This is a genomic window from Francisella sp. XLW-1, from assembly GCF_008711455.1.
Classification (GTDB): Bacteria; Pseudomonadota; Gammaproteobacteria; order Francisellales; family Francisellaceae; genus Francisella; species Francisella salimarina.
Map to the genome: position 1 here is coordinate 49,549 of NZ_VXKP01000003.1, position 19,537 is coordinate 69,085.

Genomic DNA, 19,537 nt, shown 5'->3' on the forward strand with positions numbered 1-19,537 from the left:
TCACTTAACTACTTTATCCTTTTGAACAAAATAACCAACGCCTCTAATAGTTTGAATAAAGTTTGGAATATTTATTTTCTTTCTTAGATTGTGCATGTGTACTTCTAGAGTATTAGTGTCCATTTCTTTATCAGTAGAATACACTTCTTCCAGAAGCTGAGTTTTTGGTACAACACGGCCAGCATTTTGCACCAAAATAGCCAAAAGCGCTAATTCTTTTTTTGAAACTGGAATAATAACACCATCTTTAGTTACTGTCTCAGAGCTAGGGTTAAAGCTATAGTCGCCAAACCTGATTTCTTCTTTAGTACTTTTACCAGATCTTGTGTCTATTCTACGAGAAATAGCTTTAATTCTTGCTACCAATTCTTTAAGCTCAAAAGGTTTAGTAAGATAATCATCAGCACCTAAATCTAAGCCTTTGATTCTATCCTCCAGACCATCTCTAGCTGTTAAAAGAATAATTGGCACTTTAATACCTTTATTCCTAACATTCCTAAGAACTTCCAAACCTGTTTTAATTGGCATACCTATATCAAGAACCACAATATCATACAATCCTGATTCAACGAAAGTCTGTGCAGCTTCGCCATCAGAAACCAGATTAACAATAAGACCTTCTTTTTGCAGCGCTTCGAGTAAGCCCTCACCTAAGTTAAGATCATCTTCAGCCAATAATAGCCTCATATATTCACCTTTATTCGTTATAAGATTCTAAAAAACATTTATCAGCTAAAGTATATAGCATAAGGTACATAAAATAAATATTTATTTAAACTTATGAGTTATGAGAAATATTACCCTAAAACTAATATGAGTGTTCAAGAAATTTGTGAACTAAACTCTTGGGAAAGTTCTTCTGCTCTATTGATATTTGCTTGTATTGCCTTATCAACAGTTCCACCAAGATCAAGTCTTTCAAAAGTAGATAAAGCTTCAAAAGTTATACCTTTTTTAGATGTTACATTTTTTCTTAAAGTAGCCATATCCTCGTCACTTTTCAAGACCATCTGCGCAGCACCAAGACACGTTTGAGCAACAAGCTTCTCAGCTTGTTGTTTATCCAGCCCTCTTTTAGCAGCAGCATTGACCATATGCTCCATAAATTGAAAATAATATGCTGGACCAGAACTTGCTATAGCTGCAATAACATCAATCTCATCCTCTTTTTTAACTACAGCGACCTCTCCCATTGTCTTCATAATATTAATAACTTCTGACTTATTATGATCACTAATATTTTTATTAAAAAATATTCCAGTAGCACCGTAACCTAAGCTACTAGGCGTATTGGGAATAGTCCTTGCGAAAGAAATATTCTTAGCAAACATTCTCTCATAATCATTAGCTTTGATGCCTGCTGCTACCGTAACTATTGTCTGATCATCTCTAGCATGATCTCTAATATCCCTGATTAGACTAATCATACCTTGTGGCTTTACAGCTAAAATAATAATATCAGCTACAGCAATTGACTCTAGTAAAGAGTCCGAAGACAGTATCCCATATCGACTAACTAAATTTTCTCTTTTATCTTCATTTCTATCAAAAACGATAATATTCTGACCATCATAGCCATGATTAACCATTCCCGCAATCATTGCAGCGGCCATATTACCACCACCAATAAAACAAACTTTCATAAATATACTCTATATATTTTCCATTCTTTAATTTATATAACTATAACATTTCGGATAATTATTGCTAATATATACACAGACTTAAACCTTAAAAAACATTCAAAAATGAGAGAAATAGTTCTAGCATCAAGCAATAAAGGAAAGATTAAAGAATTTACAGATATTTTTAAAAAAATAAACATTCAAATAATCCCTCAAACAGAATTCAATATTAGTGATGCTGAAGAGACAGGGCTTAGCTTTATAGAAAATGCAATCATTAAAGCAAGACACTGTTCAAGACACACTGGATTGCCTGCAATAGCAGATGATTCTGGGCTTGAAGTATTTTCATTAGCAGGCGACCCTGGTATTTACTCTGCAAGATACGCTGGGGAGCATGGCAATGATGATGCTAATATACAAAAGTTACTGACTAATCTAAAAGATAAAGATAATCGTACAGCTCGGTTTGTATGCGCCTTGGCTTATGTCAGAAATGAAAAAGATCCTACCCCAGTACTAGAATATGGCTTCTTAGATGGCGAGATCGCACACACTTGCTTAGGTGAACATGGTTTTGGATATGATCCGGTATTCTCTTTACCTGAATTACAAAAAACTTTAGCACAACTATCAAAAAGTGAGAAAAACAAAATAAGTCATAGAGCTATAGCGCTTGATAAAATTATTAGCAAAATATGAGGTCTTAATGTTTTTTCATCCTTGATGATATAATTTCTTATCATATATGCTAAAATAGCTTATTAGTTTGATAATTTTTACTAAACAAGTAAGCTTTTGGGTCGAAGTGTGGAACATTTAAAAAGAATATTATACGTTTCTCTTGCTCATATATACTCTAGCCTATTCATCATATATGTACCTTTCATATATCTCAAAAAACTCAAAAGAAGCCTCAAAAATAGTAGCTATAGGCAAAGATGGGGAGAAAGATTTGCTCAAACAAAACTTCGACTAAAGAGTTCAATTTGGATTCATTCAGTATCAGTGGGCGAAACTGTTTCAGCAGAACCTCTAGTGAAAGAGCTCTTAAAAAACTTTCCAAACGAAAATTTTGTTATTACTACTACAACACCTACAGGCAGTGATGTTGTTAAAAATTTGTACAGCAAATACGATAATGTATACAATATGTACATCCCATATGACACAATACCATTCATAAACAGCTTCTTTGTGAAAGTTAACCCTAAAGCTTTCTTGATAATTGAAACTGAAATTTGGCCAAATATTTTAAATAAATGTTTTGCAGAAAATGTTCCTGTAGTTATAACAAACGCAAGACTATCAAGAAGATCGATTAGAAACTACACCAAAATACCATTTGGAAAAGATTTCCTATTTAAAAACATAAGTCAAATAAACGCACAGACTGAAAAAGATGCAAAAAGATTTTGCTCATTAGGTGTTGATAAAGAAAAAATCACAGTAACTGGCAACTTAAAATATAATCTTATCACCCCTGAAAATTTAGAAGATAAGATGCTTAGCATCAAACAAAGCATAAATAGTAGACCAGTATGGATTGCAGGTAGTACTCACCAAGGAGAAGAAGAGATAATACTTGCCGCTCATAAGGAAGTGTTAATCACTTACCCAAACTGCCTATTAATAATAGTACCAAGACACAAAGAACGTTTTCAGAAAGTAGAGAAACTCATTGCAAATAAAGGATTCTCTTACCAAAAAAGATCGTCATCTACCAATGAGATCTTTAACCATACTCAGATATATTTAGGTGATACTATGGGAGAGTTACTTCATCTATACTACATTTCTAACATCACTTTTGTAGGCGGTTCTTTGATAGACAACGGTGGACACAATCTATTAGAACCTGCAGCCCTCGCAAAACCAATTATAAGTGGCACAAGTCTCTACAACTTTAGTCAGATATCAAAAGAATTAATTCGCAATAGAGCACTAATACGAGTAAAAAACCATACAGAACTTGCTGAGAGTATAGTTAAGTTACTAGATAATAAAGAATATTCGCAACAAATGTCTCAGGGCTCTCTAAAAACATTTGAAGCTCATAGTGATGTTCTAGAAAAGCAATATAACAATATAGTGAAGTTCTTATGAGTACCACCCCTACACTAGAAAGCTTCAATCTTTTTTCAGAAAAGATATTTTCCGGAATTAACTCGCCTTCCGAAAGACTCAAAGAAGCGATGAAATATAGTTTTTTCAGCGGTGGTAAAAGAATACGCGCACAATTTGTATATGCTCTAGGTGAAGCATTGGATATAAGTCTTCAGAACTGTCATAAAGTTGCATTTGCTATAGAGTGCATACATACTTACTCACTTATACATGATGATCTTCCAGCAATGGATAACGATACTTTACGAAGAGGCAAGCCCACATGCCATATACAATTCAATGAAGCAACAGCGATATTAGCTGGAGATGCACTACAGTCATTAGGTTTTGAAATTCTAAACAATATTGAGGTATCGAACATTGACAAGCTAAAGAAAATAAATATATTTTTTGCAAAATGCTGTGGTCTAGAAGGTATGGTTGGTGGCCAACAATTAGATATAGACGGCGAAAACCAAAGTCTAGAATTAAAAGATTTACAAAAACTGCATATAAACAAAACTGCAAAAATGTTTAGAGCTAGCATAATAATACCCTACATCATTTCCGAGCATAATAGTAAAGAGATAGAAATCATCTTGACAAGACTTTCTGACTTAATTGGCTTATGTTTTCAAATCAAAGATGATATTTTAGATGTTACAAAATCGACAAAAGAACTTGGTAAAACTAGTGCGAAAGATATTAACGCAAATAAATCCACCTACGTATCTCTAATGGGTCTTGATAAAGCAGGTGATCACTTAAGTCACAATAAGAGTGAAATCAAAAAACTACTTACTCAATTAAATGAAAAACAACTTTCTACACAAAAGTTAGAAAAACTTATTGAACTAGTTATTCATAGAAACTATTAACTATTTTTGTTACAATTCCGTAATTATTTATTTCATAGTAAATTTAAAAAAATAACAACAATGCAAATAATACAAAAAATTTATGCTTGGCTAGTACACCTATTCACTTCATTAGGTGCAGTATTTGGCATACTCGCTATCATTTTCTCCATAGAGGCTGCTAAAGCCAGTGTGATTAACCAAGTAGATCTTCACCACTATTACATTAAGCTATCAATGTTTAGCATAATCATGGCTATTTTTATTGATTCTATTGATGGTAGCTTGGCCAGATTGGTAGATATAAAAAAATTAGCCCCTCTAGACGGTGCTTTACTTGATAATATTATAGATTTCACAACATACTCCATAGTCCCATGCATTTGGATATATGTCTCAGGGATAGTCTCTCAGGAATGGTTAATTCCAGTAGTAGTAATGATAACGATTTCATCTTCATATCAGTTCTGTCAAACTAATGCCAAAACTGATGACCACTTTTTTGTTGGTTTTCCTAGCTACTGGAATGTAATAGTCATGTACATGCTATGTTTTCAATCTCCATACTGGGTTAACGAGATTGTAATAGTCATTCTTTCGATATTTTCATTTGTACCAATAAAATATATTTACCTATCAAGAACTGAGCATATAAGTACAAATAAGCTTATCAAATCATTTACTTTTATATTTACAATGCTTGCATCAATTTCCACATTCCTAGCAGTGCTAATATATCCTATAAAAACTCCAACTCCTTTTATATCAATAATACTAATTTTCTCTATTTTTTATATATTATTTAGCCTCAAACTTAATATTAAACCAGTAAAAAACTAATCTCTTTAGCGAATAGCTATCCCTTATGGTAATATATTATCTATGGTAAATATTAGTTAATGTACACATGAAAGTATTAAGCCAAGAGGAGCGTCAAAAGCTCTTTGTCGAGAATATATTTCCATACAAACATAAAATCCCTCGTAAAGTATATGAAAAGCAAAAACATCATTTACAAATAGAATTATTAAAGTTTCAAAAATGGGTTAAAGAAAATAATAAAAAAGTTCTAATAATTTTTGAGGGACGAGATGCTGCCGGTAAAGGTGGAACAATAAAAAGAGTTATGGAACACTTAAATCCTCGTGGAGCTAAAGTAATAGCCTTAGAAAAACCCTCTGAAAGAGAAAGAAATCAATGGTATTTCCAAAGATATATCGAACATCTACCATCTGGTGGCGATATAATACTGTTTGATAGATCTTGGTATAATAGAGCTGGTGTTGAACGAGTTATGGGATTCTGTACCGAGAGAGAATATTTTTTATTTCTGGAGCAGGCTCCTCAACTTGAAAAAATGTTAGTTGATAGCGGCACCATAATTATTAAGTTTTGGTTCTCTGTAAGCCAACAAGAACAAAAAGATAGATTTGCAGCTAGAGAAAATCATCCTCTTAAACAATGGAAACTTAGCCCTATTGATAAAGCATCCTTAGATAAATGGGATGACTATACAGAAGCTAAAGAAAGAATGTTTATATATACAGATAAGCCTTATGCTCCCTGGGTAATTGTGAAGTCCGATGATAAGAAAAGAGCAAGAATAAATGCTATTAGATATATACTAAATAGTATTGATTATGATAACAAAGATCCTGAGGTAGCAATTGCACCAGACCCCCTCATTGTAGGAACATCATCAAAAATATATAAATAACAACAAACTTAAGCAAAATTTCTATTGACTAAACACCATATTTAAAATATAATCTTGACTATAGTTTTGGGCCTATAGCTCAGTTGGTTAGAGCGCCGGACTCATAATCCGTAGGTCGTAGGTTCGAGTCCTACTGGGCCCACCAAACTATTCAATTTATCAGATATAGTTCCCATACAAATTATAAAAACTAAAACTCATATCTTTAGAAATACTTTTTGCTTTTAGCAGACCAAATTTTCTATTTGTTGACTATTTTTTAGGACAAAAGTACAGAAGAAAGTAATAAAATGGAACAAACTCTTTAAAATTAGATATGCCTATCTACAATATAGCTGCCAAATAACTTTGCTTATCTTTTTTTGTAAGTCTAACTTTATGCTCATTCATTAGTGTACCATTAAGTGATTTACCTAAAGCTTCCAAAATATCAAGCATAAGCTCATAGCAGGTTTTAACATCATATCCTATACTGGTAAGCTTTCTATAGTTCATTACTGCTACTATCCCATTTACCTCACCTTCATTACTAGCCAAAAATTCTTGACCTTCATTATCAGGCAAAACACTAAAAATAACATCTTTATAGTTTATCTTTTGAAAGACTTTCTCTTCTGTAAATTTAATACCATAATACTTCAAGAATGTTGCTAAATCTTTTACCTGTATAGATTGAGCTCCTTCAAAATAGATTAATAAAAAACCATCTCTCAATAAAGGATACTCACGCTGAACATCCTCGACGCGTGCATTGCTTGGTGAACTTTTAGCTTGACTTATCAGCTCTTGACTATTTGCATGTTCAATATTTGCTAGAATATCTTTTTGTCTAACTCTCAAGCTTTTACGGAATAAATCAATTATGATTAAGACCACTAAAATTAAAACTAAAGCCAATATCAATGTCATTTATTTAGTACCTTTGGTGTTTTCATACTCATGTATTATATATTTAAAGATTATAAAAATTAAGATTTTTCTATCATTGTATCCAATACTTCTATGATCTTTTCTTCGGTGTCGACAATCATATCTTCATGAATTTTTTCAAACTCTTGAACTATATAATCATTTCTTTGCTTATCATCAAACAGTCTTTTCAATTCATAAAAAAGATTATCTGCAGTACAATCTTCTTGAATTAGTTCTTTTATTATTTCACTTTTATGCAAAATATTTGGAAAAGCCCAATAACTATGCCCACGTATAAGAATTCTACCGATAAATGCTGAAAGTTTAGACAACTTATAACCAACTACCATGGGTAACTTACACAACATAGCCTCTAAGGTTGCTGTACCAGACGCCAATAGACTCAAATCCGAAGCTTTTAATACTTCGTGAGAGTTTGTTTCAAAAACCTCAATTTCCAAGTCTCTAATTTGTGTATCATACTCAGCAAATATTGATCTAAGTGACGGTTTAGCTAATGGCATAATAGCTTTGAATTTATATCCAGATTCTTGTAACTTTTGCAATGCTTCCAAGAATAATGGTAATAGCCTAGTTACTTCAGTAGTTCTACTACCTGGTAATACCGATAGTATTGGTAACCGTATATTTTCAAGACCAAGATGTTCTCTATACTTAGACCTATCAATCTTGATTGGTATATTTTTAGCAAGCGGATGCCCTACATATATAGCCTCAAAATCATGTCTATTTTTGTAGTATTCCACTTCAAAAGGCAAAATTGCCAAAATTTTATCAGTAGCTTTTCTGATTTTTTTGATACGATACTCTCTCCACACCCATATTTTAGGGCTAACGTAGTGTATAGTCTTAATACCAGCAGACCTTAGCTTTCTCTCTACGGTTAGATTAAAGTCAGGTGCATCTATACCAATAAATATATCAGGCTTATTATGTTTAAAGTGATTAATTATCTTTTTACGAATACTTAATATATTAAGACCTTTTGAAATAATCTCAAAAAAACCGATTAGAGACAGAGCATCCATAGGATATAAGCTCTTGAACCCTTGACTTTCCATTTTAGGGCCACCAATACCTTCTATTATAGCATCAGGATATTTTTTTCTGAGAGCTTCGACAAGAGTTGCTCCCAGCTGATCTCCTGAAAGCTCTCCTGCTACAATACCTATTCTCATTACCTTAGTATGCCTCTACGTGAAGTACTTATCACATCGACGAATGGTTCTAGCACAGGCTCTTCATCTGCCATTTCCTTAATGACTTCAAACGCCTCTTTGATCATCAAGCCTTTTCTATACAGCACTTTATAAACTTCTTTTATTTTCTTTAAGTGCTCTGGGGTAAACCCTCTTCGTTTCAGACCTTCTGTATTGATTCCACAAGGAGTTGCACCTGCTGTTACAGCTGTTACCATTAAGTACGGTGGAACATCTTTTCCAACAAGAGCAGCATGAGCTATAAACGCATGTTTACCAACTCTGCAAAACTGATGAATACCAACATTTGAGCTCAAAATAGCAAAATCATCGACATGGACATGACCTGCAAGACCAACTCCATTTACAAGACTAATATTATTTCCAACTTTGCAATCATGACCTATATGAACATAGCACATAATAAGGTTATTATTTCCAACTGTTGTAATACCTGTCTCTTTTGATGTGCCACCATGTATAGTAACACACTCTCTAATGGTATTGTTATCCCCAATGATAACTTGAGAAAAGTCACCCTGTTTATAAGTATAATCAATAGGATCATCACCTATTGATGCATACTGGAAAATACGGTTATTCTTGCCTATTACTGTATTATCCCCAACAGTAACATGACTCTTAAGCTCTGTACCTTCACCTACAACGGCATTCTCTCCAATAACACAGAATGGTCCTATTATAGCACTTTCGGCTATTTTGGCGCTTTCATGTACTACTGCCAAACTATGTATCACAATCAATAATCCTTATATGCTGCCATTAACTCAGCTGAACAAACCACTTGCCCATCAACTTTAGCTACAGACTCCGCCGTGCAGATAATATTTTTCTGCTTAACCATACGTGACTCGATAACCAAAACATCTCCAGGAACGACTGGTCTTTTGACTCTAACCTTATCAATACCCGCCAACATAAAGGTTCTTCTTCCACCACCAGCTTTAGCAACAACATGAGCAAACAGTGTCTCAGCCATCAATTCACCAAGTATAGCAGTTGCCTGAGCCATAGCTTCTACAATTAAAACACCAGGCATGACTGGAAACTCCGGGAAGTGACCATTAAAAAAATCTTCATTTATCGTTACATTTTTATGGGCCACAATAGTTCTATCTTCAATACTCCAATCAACAATCTTATCTAAAAGAGCAAAAGGATACCTATGAGGTAAAATTTTTCTAATCCCCATTACATCTATTTGTTTATTTTTTTCATCAAACTGGCTCATGAATAATCCTTACTTATTTAACTTATCTTCTAATTGTTTTACTTTTTTAATCAAACTGTCGATTTTAGATAATCTCGCTACGAATCGTCCCCATTGAATCCTTGGCTTAGCTTCAAATGCAGCATAATACATCCCAGGTTGAGTAATCGATTTGCCTATGTTAGATGCTCCGCCAATAATTGCATTGTCACATATACTTATATGACCTGTTATCGCAGATTGTCCACCTACCAAACAATTATCACCAATAGTAGTACTCCCAGCTACTGCTGTGACACCTGCCAGGGCAGTATTTCGACCAATAACTACATTATGGGCTATCTGCACCAAATTATCAATACGAGCACCTTTTTTAATAATGGTATCGTCGATAGCTCCCCTATCAACCGTAGTCCCTGAGCCAATCTCAACATCATCCTCTATTACGACTCTTCCTAACTGAGGAATCTTAGTCCAACTGCCATCATCATCTCTGGCATTACCAAACCCATCACACCCAATCACTGCATTTTGGTGTATTATACAGTTAGCACCAATTTGAACATCATGAGCAATAGAAACATTACTCTTTATAAAAGTATCACTACCTATCTTAGTACCTTCATCAATAGTGGTGCATGCACCAATAAAAGTATTATCTCCAATAGTAACGTTTTCACCGACAACAGAGTTTGCTCCAATAGTAACATTTTCACCTATAACAGCACTTGAGGCTATTACAGCTTTACTATGTATTTTACCATCTGGCTTTGGTGACTTATCAAACAACTCCATAACTTTAGCCAATGCCATATATGGGTTTGATAAAACAACTGCATTTGTATTACAAAACTCTAAGGCTTCCTCTGTAATTAGCACAGCAGAAGCTTTAGTCTCTGATAGCGCCTTCAAATACTTAGGATTCGTGCAAAAAGAAATATCTCCGACACCTGCTTTCTCTAAAGTAGCTATCCTATTTATTTCAATATTCTTGTCACCCTTAACTTCACCATCTAGTTTCGAGGCCAAAAAATCTAAAGAATACATTCCAAAACTCCCCAAACAATTAAGAGTTCTTATTCATAATTTCAATTACTTGGTTTGATATATCATCAACATTATTTACATAAGCTAGCGCCTGAGTTGTCATAACAATATTATAACCCTTTTGTTTAGCAACTGTTGCTACCGCACTATCAAAAGATGCTTGGAATTTCTTAGATAACTTATCTTTTGCAGCATACTCTTTTTGCTGAAGAACTTGAGCTTTTTGAGCAAAGCTCTGTTGCTCTTGTTGAATCTGCTGTTGCTTCTTCTCCAGCTCAGCTTTTGTCATAGTAGCTGAATTTTCTTGAAGCGTTCTCATTTGTTGCATAATATCATTTTGCTCTTGCTTAAGCTTTGCTGCTTCTGGCTTTAAGTCATTTTCCATTTTCTTTACGCTAACTGATCCCAAATCAGAATCATTGAAGATCTCTACAGGGTTAACTACCGCTATCTTAGTATCTGCATATACTCCCGTCACAGCACTAGCCAAAACGCACAACGATAACACAATTTTTTTCATTTTAAGATCTCCCTTAATTTTTATTATATATATTTAATAACAGATTCTAACACAATATTATAGACCTTGTTAAATCGTTTTGGTATTAGATTTCGATAAATATTTTCTAGATTAATTATTTTTTTTAGAAGTTTTGACCAAGTGAGAACTGGAAAACTTGCGTAACATCTCCAGGCTGAACATTAAATGGCTGCGCTATTGATACTGCCAAAGGCCCCATTGGCGAAGCCCATCTAAACTCAACACCCACAGAATATTTAAGGTTAGTAAATGATGGAGTAGTCTCTTGTTTTGGCTGAGGTGCTACAACCCCTTTCAGATCATAAGTAGTATAAGTGTTACCTATGTCAACAAATGCACCTATTCGCATTTTTGAGCTATCTTTGATAAATGGTACTGGAAAAAGTAAATCATAGTTATTGTAGATATTAAGGTTACCACCAATTGAGTTGCCATATTTACCATTCTGTAAATTTATATCACGCGGACCTAAGGAACCTTGTAGGAAACCACGAACACTTCCCCAACCACCTCCGTAGAAGTTCTCATAAAAAGGTAAGTTATCAGTACCACCATATCCACCACCATACTGCACACCACCCCTAATAGTTAGAGCAGACATATCTGTATTTGGTATAGCTATATTATACTTACCTCCAACTTCAATCTTATAAGCTTCAATATTACTAATAACTGGTATATTAACTGAGCCATTGATATCAAATGAGCCACCATCTGTAGCAAACATATATTTATTAGAATTATCAAAACTCCAACCAGCAGTTAAAGCAGGCTCATTAAAGCTATTTCTCCCACCTTGTTGCTGTATAAACCATTGTACAATTGATGAAGTAAATCCATTAGATTGGTTAAGAGTATTATTTGCAAATGTTATACCCGCTGAAACGTTACTAAATGTTGATATTGGCACACCATACATTAATCTTGCACCGATAGTATCTAATCGATATGCCGCAACTGCATTAGTTTTTGCAAAGTTTGATCTATTAATATAAGCTGAAATACTCTGACTAACTCCAGAAGTAGTAAAATAAGGATCAATATAACTTATATCTAATTGTTGGAATGGAATCGATAACTGCGCATTAAGGTTAAAGGTATTGCCGGTACCAAAAACGTTAGGCATATTAAGCCTACCACCGATCATGAAACCATATAAGTCCGAGAAACCTAAGCTTCCACTAACTGAGTTCGCATTTCTCTCTTTGATATTATAGTTGACATCAACCAAGTCATCAGAGCCCTCTACAGGCACAAGCTCCATATCTGCACCTGCGACGTATGGAAGCTGATCAAGCCTTCTTTGAGACTTGTCTATGGCTTCTTTATTATACTGGCTTTGCTCATAGTACTGCAACTGTCTACGAAAAACATAATCATTAGTAACATTATTACCAAAGAAATTAACTCTATTTACGTATACTTTTTTACCTGCATCTACAACAAACTTGAAAGAAACTATACGCTTCTTCTTATCAATGGACGGAATAGGGTTAACTGTAGCGAATGCATAACCTTTACTTCCCAACAAGGTTTTTATACTCTCAACCGTATCAACAAGCTTACTTTTAGAAAAAACCTCGCCTCGCTTTATTTTTATCAAAGATTCTAACTCAGACTTTGGTAAAATAAATTTTCCGGTCAAAGATACGTCACCAACCTTATATACATCACCTTCTGCAACATCAAGAGTGATATATGAATGCTCTCGATCCTTAGACATTGATGCTTGCTTAGATGTAACTTTAAAATCAAGATAACCTCTATCAAGATAATAATTAGTTACTCCTTGAACAGATTGATTCATACCTTCAGGAGAGTAACTATCAAACGACGACAAAAAACCCCACAAGTTCCATATAGATGGAACTTCGAAGGCCATACTACTATCTAATTCTGAATCATCAAAGTTTTTATTACCTACAAAATTTATAGAATCAATAGTTGCAGGCTTCCCTTCTTTAAAGGTAATGTTTATATCAATCCTATTATTAGGGAGTTTTCTAATATTTTCATCAACCTCTGCACCATATAGGCCCATCATAGAGTATTGATTTAGTAGTGACTGCTTAAGCAAAAACATCGTATTAGGGTTATATACATTACCAACATATATACCCGCATCAGTAAAGACCTTTTCCAGATCTTCTTTTTTAAGTTTTTTATTTCCTGTGAAATTAAAACCAGCAATAATTGGTCTCTCTTTAACATTAATAAAGAGGTTACTACCCTTACGATATAGATCAACACTATTAAAAAATCCTGTACCGTAAAGATTATTAATAATTTGGTTTGTATCTTCTGGAGTGATATAACTACCTTTCTTATAGCCAATTCGGCTCTTTATCACATCACTCTGTAAACCTTCCAAACCTTTTATGGAAACATTGTCTAATATAAAACTGTCATTATCTGCCCAGCTATTTAATGCAATACCCATAAGAAGAGAGGCTAATACAAACTTCTTTCTCAAAAAAAACACTCAATTTACCCCAAAACAGAATCCACATATTCTCGAGTCTTTCTATCTATTTCAAAAACTTCTTCTATATTTGTTGGATTCTCAAAAATCAACTCTTTTGTTACTTTTTTATTTACTTCTATTATATCTAAATACTTAATTCTTTCGTTTAAAAACGCTGCCACTAAAACTTCATTTGCAGCGTTAAAAACAATATTTGCTGAATAATTTTCACTCTTTAAATTATCAAAAACTATTTTCAGAGCCTCGAACCTGTCAAAACATGCTTCCCTAAAAGTAAGCTCATATTTTGTAAAATCCAATCTATCAACATTAATCGACCCTCTAACTGGGTAATACATTGCGTTTGCTATAGGTGTTCTCATATCTGGCACACCTAATTGTGCTATATAACTACCATCCACATATCTAACCATAGAGTGGATTACACTTTGAGGATGAATCAGAACGCTTATTCTATCAGCTGAAACAGAAAAAAGCCAATATGCCTCGATAACTTCTAGTGCTTTATTTACCATAGTAGATGAATCGACTGATATTTTTTGCCCCATTTCCCAGTTAGGATGAGCACAAGCCTGCGCAGGTGTGATATCAATCAAATCGCATAACTCTTTATCCCTAAAAGGCCCACCAGATGCTGTCAAAACTATTTCACTAATCTCTTTAGTATATTTCTTATCTGAGTTGTCAATACATTGAAATATAGCATTATGCTCACTATCCACAGGTATAAGCTGAGCATTATTTTTCTCAACTTCCTCAATTAAAAGATGTCCAGCTGTTACAAGAGACTCCTTATTTGCAAGCAAAATTTTCTTGCCTGCCCTAGCCGCAGCAAAGGTAGGCTTAAGACCTGCTATGCCGACTATAGCAGACATCACCAAATCGACTTCTGCTGCACTTGAAACTTCCTCTAAAGCACTTTCACCAACCAAAATAGCAACATCAGATATCAGGGCTTGTAATTGTTGCTTTTTAGGTAAATCCGAAACTACAGCAAATTTCGGTGAAAATTCTTTACACAATCTCGCCAGCTTTTTTACATTACTAAAAGCTGATAACGCATAAACTTCAAAGTCATTACTCTCTCTAATTACAGCTAATGTACTATCACCTATTGAACCTGTAGCACCGAGTATAGTTACCTTTTTCTTTAGCATATTAATTTATTCACTCTGCTCTGTTGCTTCAGAAATTTCTACATCATCACTATCAACTTCATCATCTTTTTTGACTACTTTTAGACTTATAAGCCTTTCATTATTCCTAAGATTAATAAGTCTAACACCCTGAGCAGAACGACCACATTCTCTAACTTGATCAGATGAAGTCCTAACCAGAGTTCCATTATCGGTAATCATGACTATATCTTCATCATTACCAACCAAAACAGCAACAACAACTTTACCATTCCTATCGGAGGTTGATATAGCTATTACACCTTGACTAGCTCTTTTAGTTCTACGATATTCTGATACTGCAGTACGTTTACCATAACCATTCTCAGTTGCTGCCAAGACAACGCCTTCATCAGGATTTGTTACGATCATAGAGACTATTTTTTGATCAGCATGTAAACGCATACCAGTTACACCAGCAGCCGAGCGCCCCATAGCTCTAACATCTGACTCACCAAAACGAATTGCCTTACCCGCATCTGAGAACATCATAATTTCCTTAGAACCATCTGTAAGAGCTACATATGACAGTTCATCACCGTCATTTAATCCAATCGCTATCTTACCTGTAGAACGAGGTCTCGCAAACTCTGATAAATCAACTTTTTTAACCCTACCAAGCTTAGTTGACATAAACACATACCAGCCTTCTGTAAACTCAGAAATTGGCATTAAAGCGGTTATTCTTTCATTCTTATCAAGTGGTAAAATATTATTAATAGGTCGACCTTTAGAAATTCTACTTGCCACAGGGAAATCATATACTTTTGACCAGTACACTCGGCCCAAACTAGAGAAACAAAGCATTGTGTCATGAGTTGAAGCAAGCATTAATTTAAAGATACTATCTTCTTCTTTAGTCTTAGTTGCAGACTTACCAACACCACCACGTTTTTGAGCATTATACATACTAAGCGGTTGAGTTTTAACATAACCATCCATTGACAAAGTCACAACCATGTCTTCTTCTGCTATAAGATCTTCTCTTGTAAGATCAAGTCTTGATTCTATAATCTCAGACTTCCTTGTATCACCGTAGTTATCTCTAATTTCAACAAGCTCCTCTTTCACAACACGAATCAGCTCATTCACATCACTCAAGATACCTATTAGATACTTAATTCTTTCAATAAGTTCTTTAAACTCGTTAGTAATTTTATCCTGTTCTAAACCTGTTAATCTATGCAATCTTAAAGCAAGTATTGCCTCAGCCTGCTCTTCTGTAAGATTGTAAGAGCTATCAATTTGAATGCCATAGTGAGATGCTAATGTTTCTTTACGATACATTTTGACATCAACACCCTCAAGCATACTCTTAACCATAGAACCATTCCATGATCTAGCAAGCATTGACTCTTTTGCATCGGCAGGACTTGGAGAAGCCTTAATAAGCTCAATCATTTCATCAATATTAGCCAACGAAAGCAATAAGCCTTCTAATATATGCGCACGTTCCTTTGATTTTCTTAACTCAAAAATTGTTCTTCTTGTAACAACTTCTTTTCTGTGTTTAATGAACTGCTCTAATATTTCCTTAAGATTAAGTAACTTAGGTCTATTGTCGCTTAGTGCCACCATATTTATACCAAAACTACACTGTAGCTGAGTTTGAGCATATAAAGTATTTAAAACAACTTCTGGAGACTCATCTCTCTTAAGGTCAATAACAACCCTAATACCATCTTTATCCGATTCATCTCTTAATTCAGATATACCTGTTACTTTCTTATCTTTTACAAGTTCCGCTATTTTTTCAACTAGCTTGGCTTTGTTAACCTGATATGGTATTTCTGTAACCACAATCTGAGACTTGCCAGAAGCCTCATCTTCATGAATATCAGCTTTGGCACGCATAATAACGCGCCCACGACCAGTCTTATACGCCTCCAAGATACCATCAGTACCATTTATGTAAGACCCAGTAGGAAAATCTGGTGCAGGAATATACTGAATCAAATCCTCTATAGTTAATTTTGAGTCATCAATCAAAGCTATAGTACCATTAATAACCTCTGTCATATTGTGCGGAGGAATATTTGTCGCCATACCCACAGCAATACCTGATGACCCATTGACTAAAAGATTTGGAACTCTAGTCGGTAAAACATCAGGAACCAATTCTGTATTATCATAGTTTGGAGAAAAATCTACAGTTTCTTTGTCTATATCAATCAAAAGCTCATGCGTCAGCTTCTGCATTCTAATCTCAGTATAACGCATAGCTGCAGGAGAATCGCCATCTACAGAACCAAAGTTACCTTGCCCATCTACCAACGTATAACGTAGAGAAAATGGCTGAGCCATTCTAACGATAGTATCGTATACCGCAGTATCACCATGTGGATGATACTTACCTATCACATCACCGACAACCCTAGCAGACTTCTTATATGGTCTATTGTAATAATTAGACAACTCATTCATTGCAAAAAGCACTCGGCGGTGAACTGGCTTCAAACCATCTCTCACATCTGGCAAGGCACGACCAACGATCACACTCATTGCATAATCAAGATATGATTGTTTAAGTTCTTTCTCTATATTTATAGATGATGATTCTTTAGTAGGTATAGACATTACTTATCGCTTATTACAAAGATAAAACATATAGCCGATATTCTAACACATCCAATAGCAAAAAGCACTCTTTAGAGACCGCACTAAGCCTAAGCAAGAACCAAACACTTACGTAGCAATTATTATCCAAACAACATCTATCAAATTTTGATAAGGACTATCAATATATGATAAATTAGCAACTCTAATTTTAATATATAATATGTCCACAAAATTCCAAATATGAAATATTACATTCTTTTGAGGAGATTACCAGATATGAAAAAAATTATCATAAGCTCAATATTAGCATCACTGGCACTACCAGTAGCATCACTAGCAAACACATCGCTCAAAGAAGGCGAAGTCGCTTATCACAACACATTCCCCTTCAGTAAATCAGCAACTTACGATATTTTTACTACAAATACTGAATACGCAAATACTGTAATAATGTCTAATACCATTGCTGGTGTTATGTACGGATATTTAATTAAACAAAAATATCCTGACATTAAATTCAACAAAGATTACTTATATGGTTCATTAATAGGGCAACTAATGCAAGAGTCAGACATGACAACTCAGATTAACAAAGATTTTAAACCAAATGATCCTGATCAGTTAATCCAGAATGAAACTTATGCCAATATTCTTTTATCAAAAGGACAAGGTGGTCCTTATCAAATCAATGACTATTCAAAAAGGTTACCAGGAGTAGGACAAGAAGGATCACTTGGTCTAGTAAACTACAACTCTATTGCAAAGGTTCTAGGCTACTCTATCGAAGATCAGGATAGTGGTAAGCAAACTGACAGCCAAGGACCTAAAGCTTTAGACAATATATATGCAGGACCAATGATTACGACATTCTATCATTTCAATGATATCAACAGGATGAATGTTAATGCTTCTAATGACTGGTTTGTGTATCACCAACAATGGAAAGACTGTTTAGCTAACTCTCAAAAAAGTGATGCTAGTGGCTTAAACTTCCCATTTGTTATGAATGTTGTATACAATGCTGGTTCATACAGTCCAGTACTTAAAACATACCTAGATATTTGTGCAAACGGGTCTACAGATTCAAAAGAATACAAAAATATGAACAACTGGATGTTAGACACAATCACTTATCAAACTAAAGTAGGTGCTGAAAAGCCTAATGATGGTGAAGCAACATACTATCGCTATCCTAGACAAGTATCTTTCTATATCAATCAGATATTTAATAACAACAATGCAAAGCTAGAAAAAACTGAACTTCAAGTCAACAATGAAGTAATATTCAAAATCGAAAGGCTTAAAGCAGTATTTGGAATGGTAATACACAAACTATCCTATAGAGATAGCAATAATGAACTTCAATATATTAATATTTCAGCTGCTAATACAGCTTTTGATCAAGCCATAAAGCAACTAAAAATAACAGAAACTGAACTAAGCTTCTCAAATACCCCTAAGACAAAAAATCAACAGAGACTAGTAATCTATAAAATCATCAACAAAGCCATTACCAATTTAGCAAAAAATGACAACATAGATTTCACAGCAGTATATGACAAGCAGCCTGGTCCTGGGCCACAACCTGGTCCAACACCAAAGCCACAGTATAAGTATCCTGATGGCATTGGCGAATATGTAGCTGGTACAGTTGTTAGCGCAGGTGATAGCACATACCAGTGTAAAGTTGCAAACTGGTGCAACGATTCCACATATTCTCCAGTGGGTGATTACTCTGACTCAGCATGGCAAAACCTAAATCCTCAACCAACTCCTCCAGTTCCAGAAGGTGACTGGGATCCTAAGAAAACATATGTTGAAGGTGATTTTGCAAAAATGAATGGAATAAGTTATAAATCTAATTTTTGGAATAAAAATAAAAATCCAGAAGATAATAACTGTGAGTACGGTTGCCCTTGGACAAAACAGTAACTTTAAAACTCAAAATATTTCTTAAATATCAAACGCTTTAACATCCAAATAAGCTTCATTACTAGCAACACACAGCACTAAAATGATATACTTTGAAAAAGCTTATTAGCAAATAAACTTAAATCTAAGG

17 protein-coding genes and 1 tRNA gene are annotated in these 19,537 nt (G+C 34.4%); 7 read left to right on the plus strand and 11 right to left on the minus strand.

Annotated features, from left to right (window positions below):
- Both qseB and proC read right to left on the minus strand, forming a co-directional pair.
- Positions 1-687: a response regulator QseB gene (gene qseB / locus F3D59_RS05030; protein WP_150464043.1), complete on the minus strand. Its 687-nt coding sequence runs from the start codon at positions 685-687 to the stop codon at positions 1-3.
- A gap of 134 nt (positions 688-821) precedes the next feature.
- Positions 822-1,643: a pyrroline-5-carboxylate reductase gene (gene proC, locus F3D59_RS05035; protein ID WP_150464044.1), complete on the minus strand. Its 822-nt coding sequence runs from the start codon at positions 1,641-1,643 to the stop codon at positions 822-824.
- A gap of 105 nt (positions 1,644-1,748) precedes the next feature.
- On the opposite strand from proC, the gene rdgB reads away from it, so the two are divergent.
- From rdgB to F3D59_RS05065, 6 genes are all read left to right on the plus strand, one after another.
- Positions 1,749-2,327 carry an RdgB/HAM1 family non-canonical purine NTP pyrophosphatase gene (gene rdgB, locus F3D59_RS05040; protein ID WP_150464045.1) on the plus strand — a complete coding sequence of 193 codons (579 nt, stop codon included), beginning with the start codon at positions 1,749-1,751 and terminating at the stop codon, positions 2,325-2,327.
- 108 nt (positions 2,328-2,435) lie between these two features.
- A complete protein-coding gene (gene waaA / locus F3D59_RS05045) occupies positions 2,436-3,731 on the plus strand; it encodes a lipid IV(A) 3-deoxy-D-manno-octulosonic acid transferase (RefSeq protein WP_150464046.1) in 1,296 nt (431 codons plus the stop codon).
- Positions 3,728-4,609 (plus strand): polyprenyl synthetase family protein, encoded by an 882-nt coding sequence (locus tag F3D59_RS05050; protein ID WP_150464047.1) that lies wholly within the window; start codon positions 3,728-3,730, stop codon positions 4,607-4,609. The genes waaA and F3D59_RS05050 overlap by 4 nt, the downstream gene beginning before the upstream one ends.
- Before the next feature lie 60 nt (positions 4,610-4,669).
- Positions 4,670-5,428, plus strand: a complete 759-nt coding sequence (locus F3D59_RS05055) for a CDP-alcohol phosphatidyltransferase family protein (protein WP_013922566.1) — start codon at positions 4,670-4,672, stop codon at positions 5,426-5,428.
- A 67-nt stretch (positions 5,429-5,495) separates the two neighbouring features.
- The gene (ppk2, locus tag F3D59_RS05060; protein WP_004287226.1) at positions 5,496-6,305 is read left to right on the plus strand and encodes a polyphosphate kinase 2; all 810 of its coding nucleotides are present in this window, start codon (positions 5,496-5,498) and stop codon (positions 6,303-6,305) included.
- A 68-nt stretch (positions 6,306-6,373) separates the two neighbouring features.
- A tRNA-Ile gene (locus tag F3D59_RS05065) sits at positions 6,374-6,450 on the plus strand.
- Positions 6,451-6,629: 179 nt separating this feature from the next.
- Here F3D59_RS05065 and F3D59_RS05070 read toward each other — a convergent pair.
- The 9 genes from F3D59_RS05070 to gyrA form a co-directional block, all read right to left on the minus strand.
- Positions 6,630-7,214 carry a cell division protein ZipA C-terminal FtsZ-binding domain-containing protein gene (locus F3D59_RS05070; protein ID WP_150464048.1) on the minus strand — a complete coding sequence of 195 codons (585 nt, stop codon included), beginning with the start codon at positions 7,212-7,214 and terminating at the stop codon, positions 6,630-6,632.
- Positions 7,215-7,273: 59 nt separating this feature from the next.
- A complete protein-coding gene (lpxB, locus tag F3D59_RS05075; protein WP_150464049.1) occupies positions 7,274-8,416 on the minus strand; it encodes a lipid-A-disaccharide synthase in 1,143 nt (380 codons plus the stop codon).
- Positions 8,416-9,195 (minus strand): acyl-ACP--UDP-N-acetylglucosamine O-acyltransferase, encoded by a 780-nt coding sequence (lpxA, locus tag F3D59_RS05080; RefSeq protein WP_146420763.1) that lies wholly within the window; start codon positions 9,193-9,195, stop codon positions 8,416-8,418. The genes lpxB and lpxA overlap by 1 nt, the downstream gene beginning before the upstream one ends.
- A 2-nt stretch (positions 9,196-9,197) precedes the next feature.
- Positions 9,198-9,689, minus strand: coding sequence for a 3-hydroxyacyl-ACP dehydratase FabZ (gene fabZ / locus F3D59_RS05085; RefSeq protein WP_013922562.1), 492 nt, complete (start codon positions 9,687-9,689; stop codon positions 9,198-9,200).
- Between the two features lie 9 nt (positions 9,690-9,698).
- Positions 9,699-10,715 (minus strand): UDP-3-O-(3-hydroxymyristoyl)glucosamine N-acyltransferase, encoded by a 1,017-nt coding sequence (gene lpxD, locus F3D59_RS05090; RefSeq protein WP_150464050.1) that lies wholly within the window; start codon positions 10,713-10,715, stop codon positions 9,699-9,701.
- Positions 10,716-10,734: 19 nt separating this feature from the next.
- The gene (locus F3D59_RS05095) at positions 10,735-11,235 is read right to left on the minus strand and encodes an OmpH family outer membrane protein (protein ID WP_146420764.1); all 501 of its coding nucleotides are present in this window, start codon (positions 11,233-11,235) and stop codon (positions 10,735-10,737) included.
- 124 nt (positions 11,236-11,359) lie between these two features.
- Complete coding sequence (bamA, locus tag F3D59_RS05100) at positions 11,360-13,738, minus strand: outer membrane protein assembly factor BamA (protein ID WP_150464051.1); 2,379 nt, start codon at positions 13,736-13,738, stop codon at positions 11,360-11,362.
- Positions 13,739-13,743: 5 nt separating this feature from the next.
- Positions 13,744-14,898, minus strand: a complete 1,155-nt coding sequence (gene dxr / locus F3D59_RS05105; RefSeq protein WP_150464052.1) for a 1-deoxy-D-xylulose-5-phosphate reductoisomerase — start codon at positions 14,896-14,898, stop codon at positions 13,744-13,746.
- A 6-nt stretch (positions 14,899-14,904) separates the two neighbouring features.
- A complete protein-coding gene (gyrA, locus tag F3D59_RS05110) occupies positions 14,905-17,493 on the minus strand; it encodes a DNA gyrase subunit A (protein WP_150464053.1) in 2,589 nt (862 codons plus the stop codon).
- Positions 17,494-17,751: 258 nt separating this feature from the next.
- On the opposite strand from gyrA, the gene F3D59_RS05115 reads away from it, so the two are divergent.
- Positions 17,752-19,407: a chitin-binding protein gene (locus F3D59_RS05115; RefSeq protein WP_150464054.1), complete on the plus strand. Its 1,656-nt coding sequence runs from the start codon at positions 17,752-17,754 to the stop codon at positions 19,405-19,407.
- Positions 19,408-19,537 lie beyond the last annotated feature (130 nt).

Bases quoted from the DNA above. Each gene is read 5' to 3' on its own strand.
- F3D59_RS05115 (WP_150464054.1), top strand. From the start codon at position 17,752: ATGAAAAAAATTATCATAAGCTCAATATTAGCATCACTGGCACTACCA.
- rdgB (WP_150464045.1), top strand. From the start codon at position 1,749: ATGAGAGAAATAGTTCTAGCATCAAGCAATAAAGGAAAGATTAAAGAA.
- F3D59_RS05070 (WP_150464048.1), bottom strand. From the start codon at position 7,214: ATGACATTGATATTGGCTTTAGTTTTAATTTTAGTGGTCTTAATCATA.
- F3D59_RS05055 (WP_013922566.1), top strand. From the start codon at position 4,670: ATGCAAATAATACAAAAAATTTATGCTTGGCTAGTACACCTATTCACT.
- dxr (WP_150464052.1), bottom strand. From the start codon at position 14,898: ATGCTAAAGAAAAAGGTAACTATACTCGGTGCTACAGGTTCAATAGGT.
- F3D59_RS05050 (WP_150464047.1), top strand. From the start codon at position 3,728: ATGAGTACCACCCCTACACTAGAAAGCTTCAATCTTTTTTCAGAAAAG.
- fabZ (WP_013922562.1), bottom strand. From the start codon at position 9,689: ATGAGCCAGTTTGATGAAAAAAATAAACAAATAGATGTAATGGGGATT.
- lpxD (WP_150464050.1), bottom strand. From the start codon at position 10,715: ATGTATTCTTTAGATTTTTTGGCCTCGAAACTAGATGGTGAAGTTAAG.
- qseB (WP_150464043.1), bottom strand. From the start codon at position 687: ATGAGGCTATTATTGGCTGAAGATGATCTTAACTTAGGTGAGGGCTTA.
- ppk2 (WP_004287226.1), top strand. From the start codon at position 5,496: ATGAAAGTATTAAGCCAAGAGGAGCGTCAAAAGCTCTTTGTCGAGAAT.
- gyrA (WP_150464053.1), bottom strand. From the start codon at position 17,493: ATGTCTATACCTACTAAAGAATCATCATCTATAAATATAGAGAAAGAA.
- proC (WP_150464044.1), bottom strand. From the start codon at position 1,643: ATGAAAGTTTGTTTTATTGGTGGTGGTAATATGGCCGCTGCAATGATT.
- lpxB (WP_150464049.1), bottom strand. From the start codon at position 8,416: ATGAGAATAGGTATTGTAGCAGGAGAGCTTTCAGGAGATCAGCTGGGA.
- F3D59_RS05095 (WP_146420764.1), bottom strand. From the start codon at position 11,235: ATGAAAAAAATTGTGTTATCGTTGTGCGTTTTGGCTAGTGCTGTGACG.